The organism is Campylobacter concisus, assembly GCF_050447505.1.
In the GTDB taxonomy this organism is placed as follows: domain Bacteria; phylum Campylobacterota; class Campylobacteria; order Campylobacterales; family Campylobacteraceae; genus Campylobacter_A; species Campylobacter_A concisus_BP.
The window spans coordinates 11975-28342 of sequence record NZ_JALMFZ010000003.1 but is presented as its reverse complement, the minus strand read 5'-3'; the positions used below and the strand labels follow the sequence as shown (position 1 = coordinate 28342).

20 protein-coding genes and 1 tRNA gene are annotated in these 16368 nt (G+C 40.6%); 12 read left to right on the top strand and 9 right to left on the bottom strand.

What is annotated here, in order from left to right; translation table 11 throughout:
* Both MTT09_RS10665 and MTT09_RS10660 read right to left on the bottom strand, forming a co-directional pair.
* Nucleotides 1-516: retention module-containing protein (locus MTT09_RS10665; protein WP_429803795.1), on the bottom strand; the 516-nt coding region annotated here is incomplete at its 3' end.
* Between the two features lie 86 nt (nt 517-602).
* Nucleotides 603-977: a RidA family protein gene (locus tag MTT09_RS10660; protein WP_021090165.1), complete on the bottom strand. Its 375-nt coding sequence runs from the start codon at nt 975-977 to the stop codon at nt 603-605.
* A gap of 94 nt (nt 978-1071) precedes the next feature.
* Here MTT09_RS10660 and MTT09_RS10655 point away from each other — a divergent pair, with 94 nt between their 5' ends.
* Nucleotides 1072-1545, top strand: a complete 474-nt coding sequence (locus MTT09_RS10655) for a cysteine permease (protein ID WP_429803794.1) — start codon at nt 1072-1074, stop codon at nt 1543-1545.
* On the opposite strand, the gene MTT09_RS10650 is transcribed toward MTT09_RS10655, so the two are convergent.
* The 3 genes from MTT09_RS10650 to MTT09_RS10640 are packed head-to-tail and all read right to left on the bottom strand — an operon-like array spanning nt 1523 to nt 3521.
* Nucleotides 1523-2062, bottom strand: coding sequence for a hypothetical protein (locus MTT09_RS10650; protein ID WP_429803793.1), 540 nt, complete (start codon nt 2060-2062; stop codon nt 1523-1525). The genes MTT09_RS10655 and MTT09_RS10650 overlap by 23 nt on opposite strands.
* A 43-nt stretch (nt 2063-2105) precedes the next feature.
* Nucleotides 2106-2666, bottom strand: coding sequence for a Fe-S-containing hydro-lyase (locus MTT09_RS10645; protein ID WP_021092611.1), 561 nt, complete (start codon nt 2664-2666; stop codon nt 2106-2108).
* A gap of 9 nt (nt 2667-2675) precedes the next feature.
* On the bottom strand, nt 2676-3521 hold the full coding sequence (locus MTT09_RS10640; protein ID WP_429803792.1) for a fumarate hydratase: 846 nt from the start codon (nt 3519-3521) through the stop codon (nt 2676-2678).
* Nucleotides 3522-3679: 158 nt separating this feature from the next.
* On the opposite strand from MTT09_RS10640, the gene MTT09_RS10635 reads away from it, so the two are divergent.
* Genes MTT09_RS10635 through MTT09_RS10625 form a run of 3 tightly spaced genes read left to right on the top strand, consistent with a single transcriptional unit; the run spans nt 3680 to nt 5825 of the window.
* Nucleotides 3680-4243, top strand: coding sequence for a LemA family protein (locus MTT09_RS10635; RefSeq protein WP_429803791.1), 564 nt, complete (start codon nt 3680-3682; stop codon nt 4241-4243).
* A gap of 10 nt (nt 4244-4253) precedes the next feature.
* Nucleotides 4254-5144: a DUF3137 domain-containing protein gene (locus tag MTT09_RS10630; RefSeq protein WP_429803790.1), complete on the top strand. Its 891-nt coding sequence runs from the start codon at nt 4254-4256 to the stop codon at nt 5142-5144.
* A 9-nt stretch (nt 5145-5153) separates the two neighbouring features.
* Complete coding sequence (locus MTT09_RS10625) at nt 5154-5825, top strand: sugar transporter (RefSeq protein ID WP_429803789.1); 672 nt, start codon at nt 5154-5156, stop codon at nt 5823-5825.
* A gap of 444 nt (nt 5826-6269) precedes the next feature.
* On the opposite strand, the gene MTT09_RS10620 is transcribed toward MTT09_RS10625, so the two are convergent.
* Nucleotides 6270-7610: a hemolysin family protein gene (locus tag MTT09_RS10620; RefSeq protein ID WP_002942940.1), complete on the bottom strand. Its 1341-nt coding sequence runs from the start codon at nt 7608-7610 to the stop codon at nt 6270-6272.
* A gap of 170 nt (nt 7611-7780) precedes the next feature.
* Here MTT09_RS10620 and MTT09_RS10615 point away from each other — a divergent pair, with 170 nt between their 5' ends.
* The gene (locus MTT09_RS10615) at nt 7781-9094 is read left to right on the top strand and encodes a sodium-dependent transporter (protein ID WP_103587641.1); all 1314 of its coding nucleotides are present in this window, start codon (nt 7781-7783) and stop codon (nt 9092-9094) included.
* Between the two features lie 39 nt (nt 9095-9133).
* On the opposite strand, the gene MTT09_RS10610 is transcribed toward MTT09_RS10615, so the two are convergent.
* Nucleotides 9134-9580 carry a DUF411 domain-containing protein gene (locus MTT09_RS10610; protein ID WP_103568571.1) on the bottom strand — a complete coding sequence of 149 codons (447 nt, stop codon included), beginning with the start codon at nt 9578-9580 and terminating at the stop codon, nt 9134-9136.
* Nucleotides 9581-9689: 109 nt separating this feature from the next.
* Here MTT09_RS10610 and MTT09_RS10605 point away from each other — a divergent pair, with 109 nt between their 5' ends.
* The 6 genes from MTT09_RS10605 to MTT09_RS10580 all read left to right on the top strand — a co-directional run bounded on the left by MTT09_RS10605 (nt 9690) and on the right by MTT09_RS10580 (nt 14772).
* On the top strand, nt 9690-10760 hold the full coding sequence (locus MTT09_RS10605) for a putative transporter (protein WP_429803788.1): 1071 nt from the start codon (nt 9690-9692) through the stop codon (nt 10758-10760).
* 1019 nt (nt 10761-11779) lie between these two features.
* Nucleotides 11780-12583, top strand: a complete 804-nt coding sequence (locus tag MTT09_RS10600) for a M48 family metallopeptidase (RefSeq protein WP_429803787.1) — start codon at nt 11780-11782, stop codon at nt 12581-12583.
* A 2-nt stretch (nt 12584-12585) separates the two neighbouring features.
* The gene (locus MTT09_RS10595; protein WP_429803786.1) at nt 12586-13068 is read left to right on the top strand and encodes an N-acetyltransferase family protein; all 483 of its coding nucleotides are present in this window, start codon (nt 12586-12588) and stop codon (nt 13066-13068) included.
* 43 nt (nt 13069-13111) lie between these two features.
* Nucleotides 13112-13199: transfer RNA gene (locus MTT09_RS10590), tRNA-Ser, on the top strand.
* Between the two features lie 285 nt (nt 13200-13484).
* Nucleotides 13485-14291 (top strand): DNA adenine methylase, encoded by an 807-nt coding sequence (locus tag MTT09_RS10585; protein WP_429803785.1) that lies wholly within the window; start codon nt 13485-13487, stop codon nt 14289-14291.
* Nucleotides 14281-14772 (top strand): PD-(D/E)XK nuclease superfamily protein, encoded by a 492-nt coding sequence (locus tag MTT09_RS10580; protein ID WP_429803797.1) that lies wholly within the window; start codon nt 14281-14283, stop codon nt 14770-14772. Before MTT09_RS10585 ends, MTT09_RS10580 begins: the two co-directional genes overlap by 11 nt.
* Here the strand turns inward: MTT09_RS10580 and MTT09_RS10575 are convergent, their stop codons facing one another.
* Nucleotides 14773-15042 carry a hypothetical protein gene (locus MTT09_RS10575; protein WP_429803798.1) on the bottom strand — a complete coding sequence of 90 codons (270 nt, stop codon included), beginning with the start codon at nt 15040-15042 and terminating at the stop codon, nt 14773-14775.
* On the opposite strand from MTT09_RS10575, the gene MTT09_RS10570 reads away from it, so the two are divergent.
* Complete coding sequence (locus MTT09_RS10570) at nt 14946-15803, top strand: cation:proton antiporter (RefSeq protein ID WP_429803796.1); 858 nt, start codon at nt 14946-14948, stop codon at nt 15801-15803. The genes MTT09_RS10575 and MTT09_RS10570 overlap by 97 nt on opposite strands.
* On the opposite strand, the gene MTT09_RS10565 is transcribed toward MTT09_RS10570, so the two are convergent.
* Nucleotides 15800-16312, bottom strand: coding sequence for a chemotaxis protein (locus MTT09_RS10565; protein ID WP_429803784.1), 513 nt, complete (start codon nt 16310-16312; stop codon nt 15800-15802). The genes MTT09_RS10570 and MTT09_RS10565 overlap by 4 nt on opposite strands.
* Nucleotides 16313-16368: the final 56 nt, after the last annotated feature.

The window sequence follows — 16368 nt, the reverse complement described above, 5'->3', positions numbered from 1 at the left end:
AGTATCTACAAAACCAGCGTCACCACCAGCATTATCAGCTGCGCCACTTACACCGCCTATCCTCTCAGCACCTCTTGCGCTATTTAGATCACCTATAGAGCGGAAATTTTCATTGATGTTTGAGTAGTGACCGCCCTCATCAAACGACGCTGCCCCAAGGCTCACGCCATCTCCGCCGCCAGCTGCGGCTGCGTTACCACCAGCGGCAGTCTCCTCTAGTTTTGTTAGATCCTCGCCATTTAACAACGCTTTTTGCAAGTCACTAACATCTGCTACGGTATTTGGTTTTTGTCCTGCGGCTACATTTTCGTCAAGTTTTAACGACTCATCACCCAAGATGGTGACATCTTTGCCATTGTCCATTGAAACTACGGCTTTAGAAGAAGCTGAAGAGGTCTTTACAACCTCCCCAAGATATAAAGCGTCGCCAACTTTTAAAACGCGGCTAACGCCATTTTGATCTACAGCTACCACTAAGCCTGAGATTTGTTTGATTACTCCTACTTGAGTTTGCATGTCTATCCTTATCGTAAAATAAATTTTACGTAATTTTAAGACATTTTAATCTTCTTTGTATATTGTACTTGGGTACAGTTGTGATATTATTGTGCTGCGATAACCTCAATTTCTACAAGTGCATCTTTTGGCAAAGTCTTCACAGCCACCGTGCTTCTAGCTGGATATGGCTCTTTGAAAAATTTAGCGTATGTGACATTTACCTTGGCAAAATCTGCCATATCTGCTAAAAAGATCGTAGTCTTTACGACATTATCAAAACTAAGTCCAGCCTCAGCCAAAATGTTTTGTAAATTTGTAAGTGATTGCTCGGCTTGAGCCTCTACGCTACTACCTGCAAACTCACCCGCTGGTGTGACGCCAAGCTGACCTGAGATAAATAAAAATCCATTCGCGCTAATCGCCTGAGAATATGGTCCGATCGCTTGTGGGGCGTTTTTTGTTGAAATTTGTTTTTTCATATTTTATCCTTTGAAATTTGGCAAAATCCTACTATAAATTTCTAAATTTTTAGGCACCAAAGGCTATAATGAGCAAAATTTCAAAAGGACAAAGATGCAAATAACCCTTGCACCAAACGAATTTTTAGATGACTACGTGCTTAGCGCTCAGCTTGCCAAAAACGCCGGCATCTCATCAAACGCCTACCTCTTTTGGAAAAATGCGATCAGCGCTAAATTTGAAAACTCGCGCATCGTTTTTATTAGAAAAAAGAGCGTCCCAGAGAAATTTGCAAGCGCTTTGCAAGCTTGCACGCCCTTAAATGGTCTTGTGCCAACTGGCGTTTTTTGCTCATTTACCTCGCTTGCCCCTTCGCACCTCGTGGCGAAAAATGGCTCAAAAATTTATGAGCTTTTTGAATTTCATGAAATTTGCGGTATCAAATTTTTAAATTTAAAGAAATTTTATGATGATTTTAAGCTTAGCTACTCGTATAGAATTTATATAGAAAAGTGCAAATTTTTCTCGCCAGCACCCTTTGAAAAGCGCATAAAACTGACTGAGACTATGTGTCTTGGCTACTACTAGCCACCTCGTAAACGATTAGCGCCTCGGTTTTGTAGCCCCCTATCCTATCTTTATATAGTAAAATTTCGTCGTTTTCTCTTTTGGCGTAAATTTTGATGTGAACGGAGTTTGTGCTCTCGTCGTAGTCCTCGTAGATAAATTTAAACTGCTCCTTATCCAGCGTGATAAACTGCAGCGCCTGAAACGAAACGGCAAGCACTATCTCCTCGCCAAGATCGCTTGCTCTAAATTTACTAGCAAGCTTCACAACAAACGACCCAACATCGCTAAAATACTCTTCAGGGCTCTCATACTCGCTTTCAAAAACTACTATCTCATTTAGCGACCACTCATTTTGCGTCTTGTTTTGCTCAAATTTCTGCCTTTTTCTTATGGCGCTTTTTAAAAATATCCCTTGCGGTTTTGAGATAAAGCCCTCGTTTAAAATTTGCTTTAGCTTTAAATTTACTAGCTCGCTTTTGGTTTTGGTGAAAAATTTAAGTAGTGGCTTTGCTTGATCGTTGTAAAAAGTTTTCATTTTAGAAGAAATTCCGCTAGCTTAGGCTGCTAGCGGATCAAATTTAGATTTTTTTGTAAGGTGCTTGACCGACTTCGTAGAAGTTATTGCCCTCGCAGTCGATAGCGACTATCGCTGGGAAGTCCTCTACTGTGAGCCTTGCAACTGCTTCTGGTCCTAGCTCTGGATATGCCAAAACTTCATATTTTTTGATACTTTGGCTAATGACCGCTCCGATGCCACCGATAGCGACCATATAAACACAGCATGATTTTTTCATAGCCTCGACTACGGCGTCGTTTCGGTAGCCCTTGCCGATCATGCCATTTATGCCAACTTCATTGATCATAGTTGGTGTATATTTGTCCATTCTGCCGCTTGTTGTTGGGCCTGCTGCGCCGATAGCTTGGTTTGGCTTGGCTGGAGTTGGTCCGACGTAGTAGATAGTCTCGCCCTTTAGCTCAACTGGCAACTTCTCGCCGCGTGCTAGAGCCTCTGTTAGCGCCTTGTGAGCGGCGTCACGAGCTGCGATGATAGTGCCTGAGATTAGGACATTGTCGCCTGCTTTTAGGCTTTTTACCACCTCTTTATCAAATGGTGCTGTTATTCTTTTGACTTCTGACATGTTATCTCCTTAAAGCTCGGCGTCTGCGTGGCGTGCAGCGTGGCAGTTGATATTTATGGCTACTGGTAGGCCTGCGATGTGAGTTGGATACCACTCGACATTTACTTTTATAGCAGTTGTATCGCCGCCAAGTCCTTGAGGACCGACGCCTGTTTTACTAGCAAGCTCAAGAAGCTCATCTTCAAGTTTTGCATATCTTGCATCGGCGTTTTTGCTATCTACTGGACGAACTGCAGCTTGTTTGGCTAGAAGTGCTGCTTTATCCATAGTGCCACCTATACCAACACCTATCGTCATTGGAGGGCAAGCGTTTGGTCCAGCGTATTTTACAGCCTCTAAAAATACCTTTTTAACGCCCTCTATGCCATCAGCTGGCACAAGCATTTTTAAAACTGACTTATTCTCGCTACCAAAGCCTTTTGGAGCGACTTTTATCTTTAGCTTATCACCTGGGACGATCCTAGTGTGAATGACTGCTGGAGTGTTGTTTGTAGTGTTTTTTCTCTCAAAAAGTGGCTCAGCAACGACTGATTTTCTAAGATAGCCCTCAGTGTAGCCCTTCGCAACACCTTCATTGATCGCATCTTCGATATATCCGCCTTCTATATGCACGTCTTGACCGATCTCGACAAAGACAACAGTCATGCCAGTATCTTGGCAAATAGGCGCAACGCCCTCTTCTGCTAGCTTGGCATTTTGCAAAATTTTACCCAAGATATCTTTACCTAGAGATGAGCTCTCAGTGGATTGTGCTTTTGTAAAAGCAGCCTTTAGATCTGGTGTAACGACGTAACAGGCTTGTTTGCAAAGCTTTGCAACAGTCTCTTTTATATCTTTTACGTTTACCGTTCTCATTTATCCTCCTCATAAAAAACAATTTTTAATTATATAAATTATATGTAAAATTTAAGATTAAATTATAATATTAAATTTAATCACCCAACCTCGGTGTTTAAATACTCTTAAGCAACTTTGGATAAACTACAACAAACTTAAATTTCAAAGGAAAAGTTATGAATTCGTTAGTCATCGTGATACTTGTTGTCGCAGTCATTTTTGTCTTTTTCATCAGCCTTTACAACTCGCTTGTTGCAAAGCAAAACCAGGTAAAAAGCGTGGAGGCTGGCATCGACGCACAGCTAAAAAGAAGATATGACCTTATACCAAATTTAGTAGCTACCGCAAAAGAGTACATGGTGCATGAAAAGAGCCTACTAGAAAACATCACTGCCCTTAGAGAGAGTGCTAGAAGCGCCTCTACAAATGAGGAGAAATTTGAGCTAAATAACAAAATTTCAGGCTTGCTAAATGGTTTAAGAGTAAGCGTAGAAAACTACCCAGACCTAAAAGCAAATCAAAATTTACTTCACATCCAAAGCACGCTAAACGAGGTCGAAGAGCAAATTTCAGCTGCCAGACGTACTTACAACTCAGCTGTTGAAATTTACAACAACGCCACACAGATGTTTCCTTCAAACATCGTAGCTTCAATGTTTGGCTTTCACAAAGATGTCTTTTTTGATATCCCTGAAAATGAAGCTGCTGCTCCAAACGTCGGTGATCTTTTCAAAAAATAAGGCATAAAAAATGCAAGCAGATGAACTAAAAGGCATCGATCTAAGCGACCTTGACGAGCTTGAAAAAGAGCGTCTTGCCATGGGGCAAAAAGCCTTTAAAATGATCGTTTATGGCTTTCTTGGCATCATAGTTGTAAGTGGTTTTTTGGCATCACTGCACCTTGGAAATTTATTTTTCTTTTTGCTAATCGGCGGAGTTTTTTATCTTGGCAAGACGATAAATGGGCTAAAAAACGAGCTTATAGCAAAATTTAAACAAAAAGTAGTTGGCGTCATCGTAAAAAACTATGGTCTAAATTTCAGCGCAAATGGCGGACTAAGTTTGAACGATTTTTATAAAATTTACGACGCTGATGTAAATAGACACTACGCAGAAGATATGATCTACGGACAGATCGATGAGACGCAGTTTAAGCTTTGCGATTTTTATGCGGCAAAAGAGACACAAGGCGAGAAACGCACCACTACAACTGTGAAATTTCAAGGCATTTTGCTAAAGGCTGAGTTTAAAAAAGAACTAAACGCCACGATCTACGTCTGCGATAAAAAGCGAACATCTGATCTAAGAAGCGAGGGCGAGCTAGCTGTGATGGATAATCCTAAATTTAATGAGCTTTTTAAGACCTACACGACCGATCAGATCGCTGCTAGATACGCTCTGACGCCAAAGCTGATGGAAAATTTAACCACTCTAAGAACTAAATTTAACGCCCCACTCTCGGCAGTGTTTTTAAAAAATGAAATTTTCATCGCGATCGATCTTAGAAAGGATAGCTTTGAGCCTGATCTTCAAATGCCACTAAATAGCAATGAGAGTGTGCAAAACTACATCTCAAGTATCAGCGACTTTTTGCAGATCATGCGCGATCTGGAGCTAAATAAAAACATCTGGAAGAGCTAAATTTATAAAATGCCAGATAAGACAAAACTCAAAGAGGGCGACATATTTTACGTCTATAACGACTACTACAAGAGATATTTCTTTGGCAAAATCTTAGTTGATATTAAAAACCGCCTTGTAAAGCGAGCGAATGAGGGCCTTCTTTGGCCGCTTGATTTTTTTAGTGACTGCTATTTGGTTGCTGTTTATAAAGATATAGCAGATACGCCGGTGCTAAAAAGCCGTGAATTTATAATCCCGGGTAGCTTCATCTACAAAAGCAGTTTCAACCGCAAAAATGAAGACGGCATAAAGTGGGTCTATTATGATCACGAAGATATCAACTACAAAGAGTTAGAATTTCCAGAGTATATCGTAAGTAGCAATGATAAAATTTGCCTACAACGGGGAGAGCTTAGCATACCAACAAGCTTAACTCGCACGCAATATGAGAATGAATTTAACATTACTGGCAGCAAAACTGGCGGCATAAACTACTCAAATGCCCTGCTTTTACAAGGCTTGCCAGCGTATAAAGAGAGGATAGATTATAGCGATCTTCGCCTTTTGCCAGAGCTTCGTAAAAAGCTCTATGAGATGATAGAAGAGGACCCAGACATGCCGTACTACGAGCTAGCATTAAAGCATGGCAAAGACCTAGCACGCTTTTATCAAGATAAATTTACACATAAAAATAGATAAGCAAATTTGGCTACAAAAGAGCTATTAAGAGGCGTTTTAAAATTTAACAAAAGAAATTTGGCTCTCTTGTTGCAGCCTAGATGAGCGCGATAGAGAAATTTATGACGAAATTTCGTGACATCACATCTCCCAGTCAAGACTAATTAACTTTAGTAAATTTAAATATCACAAGCAAGATCAGTCGGCTACTTTTGCAAGCAGATAATAAATTTAAAACTCGCAAGCCATTTTAAAATTTATAACCAAATTTATGAAAAAGGTGTTAGTGACGCCTTTAGAGTTTAGGGCTATTTAAAAACGTAGTGCCACTTTAAATTTTGTGATTTTGTGAGGTTAAATTTGATGGCTTAGAGTTTTTAAAAAGCGCAATGTCACTTAAATTTGTCCTATTTTATGATTTGTGGGGTTAAATTTAATGGCCAAAAAAGCCATTAAATTTATAAACTAAGCCTGAGCAGGCTCCTCTTCTTCTTTTATCTTTTTTCTAACTTTTACGCGTGAGATGCTAGCTCCGTCCATCTTTCTCACCTCGTAGTAGCAGTTTTCATCCTCGATCTTGTCACCAACTACTGGCAAACGACCGATAAGGTTAAAGACATATCCGCCGATCGTAACTTGATCGGTCTCTTCATCAAAGCTTATACCAAGAAGCTCCTCAACACTCTCTAGATCGTATCTGCCTTGGAATTCATAGATGTTTTCATTTATCTTTTTATAGTGTTGATCGACCTCGTCGTGCTCGTCGTTAAAGTCGCCAAGCACCTCCTCCATGATATCTTCCATCGTAAGAAGTCCAGCCGTGCCGCCATACTCATCAACGACAAGTGCTGCTGAAATTTGCTCCTTGTTCATCATCACAAGCACTTTTGATATAGAAAGGCTCTCAGGCACGATGACAAATTTACGCACGATCGCGTCAAAACTCTTCTCTTTATCCTCGCTAAAGTGCAGCTGCAAGATATCTCTAATGTGTATCATACCCAAAATGATATCTTTTGAGCCGTCTATATAAGGATAGCGAGTATATTTTGACTCAAAAACGACTTGTAAATTTTCTTCAAAGCTCTTTTGTTTGTTTATACAGATCATGTCGCGTCTTGGCGTCATAACCTCTTTTGCGACCGTGTCACTAAAATCAACTGCATTTTTGATGATCTCAGTCTCAAAGCTATCAAGCACGCCGCCCTTTAAGCTCTCGCCAACGATGATCTTGATCTCCTCTTCAGAGTGCGCTAGCTCATTCTCTTTTGCTGGCTGGATACCTAAAATTTTAAGTCCAAATGTAGCTAGGATGTCAAAAAGCTTTATGATAGGCGAAAACAGTATCCAGAAAAAGTGAAGCGGACGGGCGATTTTAAGCACTGCTGATTCTGATTTGGCTATGGCGACTGACTTTGGCACAAGCTCGCCCATAACTACGTGAAGTAGCGTGATAAGCGTAAATGCGATCGCAAAGCCGACTGTATGAACTAAGATATCGCTAAGATTGAAAACATTTTTAAGTGGGGCTTCTATGAGCCTTGCGACTGCTGGCTCACCGATCCAACCAAGGGCGAGCGAGCTTAGCGTGATGCCAAGCTGAGTGGCGCTAAGATAGGTATCAAGCTTGTTTGACATCTCAAAGGCAAGCTGGGCGTTTGGCTTTTTCTCTTTGATAAGCTCTTCAAGTCTAGACTTGCGAACCTTGACAAGGGAAAATTCCGACAAAACAAAAAATGCGTTTAGTAAAATGAATATAATGGCAAGTATTACCATTAAAAGCGAGTTATCGCTACTGGGGTACAATTATGATCCTTAAGAGTTAAAAATTTTGGCTGATTATAGCGAATTTATATTTAGCGGTCAAATTAGCCGTGCCCAAAAGTAACAACGTTTCTTAAATTTAAGATTTATAAAAAGTTCTTAAATCATATTTTGGTAACATTATTTTCATCACTAAATTTATGGATTTTACAATGAGCAAAAAGAATTTTTCATCACGCTGGGCGTTTATACTAGCCTCAGTTGGTTCAGCCGTTGGTATGGCAAATGTTTGGGGCTTTCCTTACAAGCTTGGCACAAATGGTGGTGGAGCATTTTTACTCATCTACATCTTTTTTGTGGCGCTTTTTTCTTACGTTGGCTTAAGCGCAGAGTATGCGATCGGCAGACGCGCAAAGACTGGCACGCTAGGATCATATAAATTTGCTTGGCAAAGTAGAAATTTAGGCGTCATCGGCAGTATCGTCGGCTGGCTTCCACTTGCTGGCTCACTTTGCATAGCCATCGGCTACGCTGTCATTATCGCTTACGTGCTAAAAGCCCTTACCCAGGCGCTTACTGGCTCATTTATGAGCGTTGATACAAATGTTTGGTTTAACTCATTTGCGCTTCATGAGTACTCGGTCCTGCCATATCACTTCATAGTGATCGTTGGTACGCTTCTTACGCTATTTTTTGGAGCAAAAAGCATCGAAAAGACTAATAAAATCATGATGCCACTATTTTTCGTGTTATTTGCCATTTTGGCTATAAATGTCGCGATGCTTCCAAACGCATTTGAGGGGTATAAATTTCTATTTATCCCTGATTTTAGCAAGCTTGAAGATCCGATGGTCTGGGTCACAGCGATGGGTCAAGCCTTTTTTTCGCTCTCTATCACTGGTTCTGGCATGATAGTTTATGGAGCATATCTTTCAAAGGACGAGGACATCGTAGAAAGCGCCAAAACTACGGCATTTTTTGACACGCTTGCAGCGCTTGTGGCAGCGCTTGTCATGATCCCAGCGGTCTTTGCCTACGCTATGGATCCAGCCGAAGGCCCAAAGCTACTTTTCGTAACGCTTCCTAAAATTTTGCAAAATATGATCGGCGGTCAAATTTTTGCGATCATACTATTTACCGCGGTCATCTTTGGCGGTATCACCTCGCTTCAAAATATGTTTGAGGTGGTAGCTGAGTCACTCATGCATAAATTCCCACGCCTTAGTAGATTTTGGGTGCTTGCCCTACTTTGCGTGGTTTGCTTTGGCTTTGGAGCGTTTATGGAGCCTATTAGCAGCTGGGGACCTTGGATGGACTTTGTCTCTATCTACATCATCCCGATCGGCGCAGTCATCGGCGCAATATCCTGGTTTTGGATCATCAAAAAAGAAGAAATTTTAGACGAGGTAAATTCAGGAGCGAATAAAACTTACGGCTCATTTTGGTATTTTGTGGGTAAATTTATCTATGTGCCAATAGCCTTTTTGCTCTGCATCATCGCCATTAGCAAGGGAATTTCTTTTTAACTTAGCCCATCAAAAGACGAGCTAAGTCTAAATTTAAAGTTATTTTAGCTTTTTAGAGCCGATGTAAGTAGCAAAGACCTCTTGCGAGCCATCTTTTTTAAAGAGTATGACGTCGTATTGCTCGGCTTTGCCGCCTTGCTCCATGCCCTGACTCTCCATAGGCATGCCAGGCACTGCGATACCAACGGCATCTTTTGGTTTAAGCTCCAGCAGGCGCTTGACCTCATCAGCTGGCACGTGACCCTCGATGACGTAGCCATCAACGATAGCTGTGTGGCAACTTGAAAGCTCTAGTGGCACGTGAAATTCTTTTTTAACCTTGACCAAGTCATCTACTTTTATGGTCTCTTCGCTAAAGCCAGCCTTTTGCATAGCACTCACCCAGTTGCCGCAACAACCGCAAGTTGGGCTTTTATAGACCTTCATATCGGCCCCAAGTGCTAAGGTCGCACAAAGACTAAGAGCTAAAAATGCAAATTTCTTCATCATTTTCCTTTACGTTAAAATTTGCAAAATGATATTGTTTTGGTTTAAATTTTATATAAATGCTTAAACCTTGCCTGCTATAATTGCCAAAATTTACAAAAGGCACTTTATGTTTTCATCATTTTTCAAAGACAAAAAATGGGCGCTTTGGGCTTACGGCGGAGCGATATTTATCATCTTGCTGCTTGTCTATCAAACGCACCTAAACGTCCGCATCAACGAGTGGTATAAAAATTTCTACGACATCATGCAAAACTCAAAGGATCACAATGTAGATGAGTTTTGGCGTGAGATATTAAATTTCTTAAAGATCGCCATGCCTTATGTCGTGACCTATACGGTGATATCGTTCTTTGCGAGCCACTGGGTCTTTCGCTGGAGGGAGGCGATGACCTTTAAATACCTCAAATTTTGGCGAAACTGCCAAAACGACATCGAGGGCAGCTCGCAGCGTATCCAAGAGGACGTTTATCGCTTTGCTAAGATCATGGAGAGCCTTGGCGTGCAGGTTTTAAAGGCATTTATGACGCTGATTGCCTTTATACCAGTGCTTTGGGAGCTAAGCAAAAGCGTGAGCCTACCTTTCATCAAGGACATCGAGGGCTCGCTAGTTTATATCGCACTACTAATTAGCGTCGGAGGCCTCATCGTATCGTGGTTTGTGGGCATAAAGCTACCACATCTTGAGTATAACAACCAAAAAGCGGAGGCAGCCTTTAGGAAAGAGCTAGTTTATGGCGAGGATGATAAGCTCAAATTTTGCCAGCCAAACGTTATGCTAGAGCTTTTTACAGGGGTGAAGCTAAACTACTACAAGCTCTTTTTGCACTACGGCTACTTTAATCTCTGGCTCGTCTCGTTTTCGCAAATTCTTGTCATCGTGCCTTACATCATCATGGGCAATGGCCTATTTAGCGGCGTCATCACGCTTGGCGTCCTCGTGCAAGCTAGCAATGCTTTCTCGCAGGTCAGAGAGAGCTTTAGCGTCTTTATCGATAACTGGACGACGATAACGGAGCTAAGATCGGTCAATAAGCGTTTGAGAGAATTTGAGAGAAATATAAATTTGGACAATAAAATTAGAATAGTGAAAAGGCGTTTTTTTGTACAAGAGCGTCCAGAAAATTTTAAAATTTATAGACGAACATATAAAGATACTAAATTTAGTGATAAGCAGTAACTAGAACTGAAATTTGCAGCCTACTAAGCGAATGAGCAAAATTTAAATTTTGCAAATTTGATTTATCAAATCATGTAAGTGTCAAGTAAATTTTAAAATTTTATGAACAAGTAATTTCGGCTCTAAAATTTGAGCTAAGCTGTAAGCGAAGCCAAATTTTAGTAGTCAATTCTTGCGAGCGAGTAAAAGTTTAAAATTTACTTTGAGATATAAATTTATCAAAAGGGAGACAAGGGGACTTGAATTACGAAGCCGTCCCCTTATCCCCCTTTTTAAATCCCCCAATCCCCTCGCACGTTCAAAGGGCATGCAAATGTGCTTCGCACTGCATGCGATCTATTATAGGACAAGTGTTTGACAAATTTTAAAATTTATGAGCGAGCATATCACGGCTCTAAATTTAGTGGCGAGTGGCTACGAGACCTAAATTTAGTAGTCTGCTAAGGCAAGTGAGTAAAGTTTTAAAATTTGTAAATTTGCTTCGTCAATTCATATAAGTGTCAAGTAAATTTTAAAATTTCATGAACGAGTAATTTCGACTCTAAAATTTGAGCTAAGCGTTAAGCGAAGCCAAATTTTAGTAGTCAATTCTTGCGAGTGAGTGAAATTTTAAAATTTGCAAATTAAGGTTTTTAGAAATTTAAAGTTTTGTTTCTTTGTTAAGGGGGAAGAGGCTTGAATTACGAAGTCGCTCTCTTCCCCCTTAACGATCCCCTAACTCCGACGACGTTAGAAGTGCATGCAATGGTGCTGGCGCACTGCATGCGGTTTGCTTCTAAGAAATTTCTAACAAATTTTAAAATTTCATGAGTGAGTAATTTCGGCTCTAAAATTTGAGCTAAGCTGTAAGCAAAGCCAAATTTTAGTAGTCAATTCTTGCGAGTTAATGAAATTTTAAAATTTGCGCGGTAGTAAATTTCTATTTTTGAAATCGCAAAATTTAAATTTAACCCCTCGTTTAACAATGCATATCCAACACAAGCTATAATACGCCAAATTTTAATCCAAAAAGGATAAAAATGAAGAAAATTTTATTTACGTTATTAACAGCTAGCATGCTTATCACCGGCTGCACGAGCGTCACAAAGTCAGGCGTCGTGGGTGCAGATCGCAAGCAGTTCATGCTAGTATCTTCTGAAGCGATGGAGCAAAGCTCGGCTCAAGCTTATGTCAAGACGCTCACAGCTGCTAGAAGCAAGGGCGAGCTAAATGTCGATCCGATCCTCACAAAAAGGGTTCAAGATATCGCAAAAAGGCTGATCGCGCAAACTGGCGTTTTCAGAGAGGATGCCCTAAAATGGAAGTGGCAAGTAAATGTCATAAATGAAGATACGCTAAATGCTTGGTGCATGCCAGGGGGCAGGATCGTCGTTTATAGCGGTATTATTAAAAAGCTAAATTTGACAGATGCGCAGCTAGCAGCGGTCATGGGTCACGAGATCGCCCACGCGCTTAGAGAGCACAGCAGGGAGCAAGCGAGCACCGACCAGCTCAAAAACATCGGCATCTTCGCAGTCGCAACAGCCACAGGACTTGGCGATCTTGGCGCAAGCGCTCTAAATTTAGCTAGCCAATACACTATCTCACTGCCATTTTCTCGCTCACACGAGACCGAGGCTGATCACATCGGCACTGAGCTAATGGCAAGAGCTGGGTACGATCCAAAAGAGGCGGTCGAAGTTTGGGTTAAGATGAGCAAGATGAGTGGTGGCAAAGTACCTGAAATTTTAAGCACTCACCCATCAAACGAGAGCAGGATCAAGGATCTAAAAGAGATCGCAGCAAAGCTTGAGCCAGTATATCAAGCAGCCAAAAAAGGTTAGGCTTGATCGAGCGAGCAAATTTAAGCGACCTTGAAGCGATCACGAAAATTTATAATGACTACATACTAGAAAGAAGTGCAACTGCTGATATGCAGCCAGTTAGTACAAAGGAGCGAGAGCCTTGGTTTAACGCCCACGGCGGCTCGCGCCCTATCTTTATCTACAAAGAAAATGATGAAATTTTAGGCTACTGCTCGCTAAGTGACTTCAATCCCAAGATCGCTTACGATATAAGCGTAGAGATAAGCATCTATGTCGCTAAAAAAGCCATTAAAAAGGGCATCGGCAAGCAGCTTTTAGCCCACAGCCTAAATGAAGCTAGAGGGCTAAATTTAAAAAACATCATCGCGCTAATCTTTAGCAAAAACAAAGCAAGCCTTGGGCTATTTTTGAAATTTGGCTTTGAAAAATGGGGCGAACTGCCTGGCGTTTGCCTGATGGATGGCGAGTATAAAGATGTCGTTATCTTAGGGCTAAAGCTCTAAAAGCCAAGCATTAAGCAAATGAAGATATAATCACCTTCTTCTTGGGTAGATGTCCGAGCGGTTTAAGGAGCACGCCTGGAACGCGTGTGTGGGGCAACTCACCGAGAGTTCGAATCTCTCTCTACCCGCCATAAATTTGACAAAATTTACTTAAAATATTAACTTTATTTTAGTTAGTAATATATAGCTATGCCTTACAATAACAAATGGCTCATTTAAAAACTTCATAAGTTTAACTTTATTAATATTTGCTTTATAACTTGAACTTTTAGATTATTTTCTCTATGTTTTATACCTTTAAACTTTTATACAAAAAATAGCGTTTTAAATCACTTTTATACTACGTAATCATAATAACTGTTAGTTTCCCAAAAAAGTATTTTATGATATAATTTTATTGCATTTTGGAGGGTATTATGAAAACATTTTTAAAATGGGCAGGCAACAAGAGCCAAATAAAAGATATTGTAAAAAAGTATATAGATTGCAAAAATAGGTTTATAGAGCCTTTTGCGGGCAGTTGTGCAATATCTTTAAATGTTGATGCAAAAAATTATATTATCTCCGATATAAATAACGACCTGATAACACTTTATAAAACCGTAATAGCGGACGATAGCTTTATTGAATACGCAAAATCTTTCTTTGATGTAAAAAATAATACACAAGAAAAGTTTTATGAACTCAGAGAAATATTTAACCTTACGAAAGACCAAAGATTAAAGTCAGCTCTTTTTATTTATTTAAATAGGCATGGATTTAATGGCCTTTGTAGATATAATAGCAAAGGCGGCTTTAACGTACCTTTTGGAAAATACAAAGCTCCGTATTTCCCCGAGAAAGAAATGCTAGATTTTAGGGATAAGCTAAAAAAAGCTAAATTTTTATGCCAAGATTTTAGAAAAACTATGGCGAGCGCAAAAAAAGGCGATGTTGTGTATTGTGACCCACCATACATCCCACTATCTAAAACGTCAAACTTTACGTCTTATGTACAGGACGGCTTTAATAAACAAGATCAAATAGATCTCATGAATATGGCACAAGACTTGAGAGAAAAAGGCGTAAAGATCATTATCTCAAACCACAATAATAAGTTTTCACAAAATCTTTATAGTGGCGCCAATCTAATAGAAGAGTTTGAGGTACAAAGATATATTTCATGTATTGGTGAAAAAAGAAGTAGAGCTGGAGAAGTTTTAGCGGTATACCATACCAGGTAGAACACAAGGTAACGCTGCCAATAGCTCTGGTAATGTTTTGGAGCAAGCTGTTATATCAACCATGACTACTAAAGGCTTTCAGGTGGCAATGTATAGAGAGTGGCAAAAGTCACCATCTCTATATGGGGGCGAGCTACTTTTAAAAAACGTCCCGTATAACACCATTTATGGACATCAGGGGAATACGGAGTTTTTATTAAAAAGCGCCTCTAGAAATATAGAGATAAGAATAGAGTGCAAATGGCAACAAGCAGCAGGCAGTGTTGATGAAAAATTTCCATATCTTTACTTAAACTGCATTGAAACAATGCCGGAGAGCCACATTATTATTTTGGTCGATGGCGGCGGCTACAAGCAAGGTGCCATCGACTGGCTAAATACCACCGTCAATAGCAGACGGTATCAATCCCAAAATAATGGCAAAACCATCCAAGTTATGAACCTTGTTGAGTTTATTAGGTGGGCAAATATAAATTTTTAGTTAAAAAGGACAGACCTCCCCATAATATTCAAAAACTCCCCTTAAATAGCCCAAAGCAAAAGCTGCATGAGGGCTCTTGTGCCTTACGGCTCCTGCTTGGCTTTCATCTAGATCATCAAAATTAATATCTAAAAATGTCTGTAGTCGCCTTCCCGCTTCAAGCCCGGCCTCGTATGCGCACCCCGCGCATTTATGGCGGCCGTCTCCCCCCTGGTCGTTTGGCAACAAAGCAAATTCGTCGTTGTGCCTATGTTCTCTTTGACAAACCATATAGTCTCCTATTTAAAAGATTATCTATTTTATTATTTTTTTTCTTAATTCCTGATATAAATTTTTTACTTCAAAAAAGTATTACATTGGTACACAGGTATACAAGTGGCGTTTTGGTCACTGCCGTGCTCATCGTTATCCGCCTCATGGCATCTTATGGCGCTGTTTATATCACGATGTTTATGAAGCGCTATATCAGCGTGGCGGACGATCGCAACCCAGGCAAAGCGACACCTTTTATCGTAGGCTGGGCTGGCATGAGAGGCGTTGTCTCGCTGGCTGCGGCACTTTCTATCCCTGCCATGGCTGGGGGCGAGCCATTTCCACACAGAGACCTCATCTTGTTTATAACATTTGTCGTGATCTTGCTAACGCTCGTAGTTCAGGGCTTAAGCTTGCCACTGCTCATTAAAAGTGTGAAATTTCCAGACTTTAACGACCACATGCCAAATGAACTTGCAAGGATCAAGATCAAAAAGGCACTTGCGCAGGCTTCGCTTAAATTTAAAAAAGAGAAATTTGTGGACGATGAGCATTTTTTATTTCAAAAGCTTGAAGAGGTTTGGAATTTCGAGCTTGAGAGCGAAAATTTTGAGATCAGTGACGAGACAAAACAGAGGTATTTTGAAATTTTAGAGGAACAAAGAAAGGCGCTTTGCGAGCTGAACAAAGATCCAAAGATCGACGAAGAGGTGATTAGGACATTTTTATATCACATCGACCTTGAGGAGCAGAGGTGGCGTGCGCATAGCGAGCACTAAAATTTTCTCCCGACGCTGCAGCTTACCGCGCCGCAAAATCTCTTGCCAAATTTGGCCTCGACGATGAGCACAAGCACGAAAAATATCTTCTCATCGTTTAGCCGTGCGATCTGGCGCAGGGTCTGGCTGGCGTTATTAAATTTAACATCATTTTCGCGCAAACTCTTGCAAAACTCAGTCTCGTCAAAGCCAAGCATGCGTGAAATTTCACTGATAGTGTAAGGCTCAAGCGAAGCGATGATGCGGTCCATGTTGCATATAGTTGGATTTTTGCGGTGCGTGGTGACGTCGATTATCTCATTTACGAGCTTTACTAGCTTTCTTCTGCGGTTAAAAAGGTGCAAGATCACAGCACAAACGATCAAAGCTCCCGCAAATTTGTGCACGCTCATCATCCACTCACTATAATCACCCATGGCAAAATTTAGCCCAGTAAATGCAAGCAGGCAGATCCCACAAGCAAGAGCACAAACAAGACAAAATTTATATATCACTTCTACTTTAAGCAATGCAAATTCCTTAGTTTTCTTGAAATTATACACCCCTGAGCAAAAAATGAAGGACG

What these genes read in the sequence shown, in the direction of transcription:
- MTT09_RS10610 (WP_103568571.1), bottom strand. Translation starts at nt 9,580, where the DNA reads ATGAAGAAATTTGCATTTTTAGCTCTTAGTCTTTGTGCGACCTTAGCA.
- MTT09_RS10660 (WP_021090165.1), bottom strand. Translation starts at nt 977, where the DNA reads ATGAAAAAACAAATTTCAACAAAAAACGCCCCACAAGCGATCGGACCA.
- MTT09_RS10635 (WP_429803791.1), top strand. Translation starts at nt 3,680, where the DNA reads ATGAATTCGTTAGTCATCGTGATACTTGTTGTCGCAGTCATTTTTGTC.
- MTT09_RS10630 (WP_429803790.1), top strand. Translation starts at nt 4,254, where the DNA reads ATGCAAGCAGATGAACTAAAAGGCATCGATCTAAGCGACCTTGACGAG.
- MTT09_RS10640 (WP_429803792.1), bottom strand. Translation starts at nt 3,521, where the DNA reads ATGAGAACGGTAAACGTAAAAGATATAAAAGAGACTGTTGCAAAGCTT.
- MTT09_RS10615 (WP_103587641.1), top strand. Translation starts at nt 7,781, where the DNA reads ATGAGCAAAAAGAATTTTTCATCACGCTGGGCGTTTATACTAGCCTCA.
- MTT09_RS10570 (WP_429803796.1), top strand. Translation starts at nt 14,946, where the DNA reads ATGCGCACCCCGCGCATTTATGGCGGCCGTCTCCCCCCTGGTCGTTTG.
- MTT09_RS10650 (WP_429803793.1), bottom strand. Translation starts at nt 2,062, where the DNA reads ATGAAAACTTTTTACAACGATCAAGCAAAGCCACTACTTAAATTTTTC.
- MTT09_RS10600 (WP_429803787.1), top strand. Translation starts at nt 11,780, where the DNA reads ATGAAGAAAATTTTATTTACGTTATTAACAGCTAGCATGCTTATCACC.
- MTT09_RS10585 (WP_429803785.1), top strand. Translation starts at nt 13,485, where the DNA reads ATGAAAACATTTTTAAAATGGGCAGGCAACAAGAGCCAAATAAAAGAT.
- MTT09_RS10645 (WP_021092611.1), bottom strand. Translation starts at nt 2,666, where the DNA reads ATGTCAGAAGTCAAAAGAATAACAGCACCATTTGATAAAGAGGTGGTA.
- MTT09_RS10605 (WP_429803788.1), top strand. Translation starts at nt 9,690, where the DNA reads ATGTTTTCATCATTTTTCAAAGACAAAAAATGGGCGCTTTGGGCTTAC.
- MTT09_RS10625 (WP_429803789.1), top strand. Translation starts at nt 5,154, where the DNA reads ATGCCAGATAAGACAAAACTCAAAGAGGGCGACATATTTTACGTCTAT.
- MTT09_RS10575 (WP_429803798.1), bottom strand. Translation starts at nt 15,042, where the DNA reads ATGGTTTGTCAAAGAGAACATAGGCACAACGACGAATTTGCTTTGTTG.
- MTT09_RS10655 (WP_429803794.1), top strand. Translation starts at nt 1,072, where the DNA reads ATGCAAATAACCCTTGCACCAAACGAATTTTTAGATGACTACGTGCTT.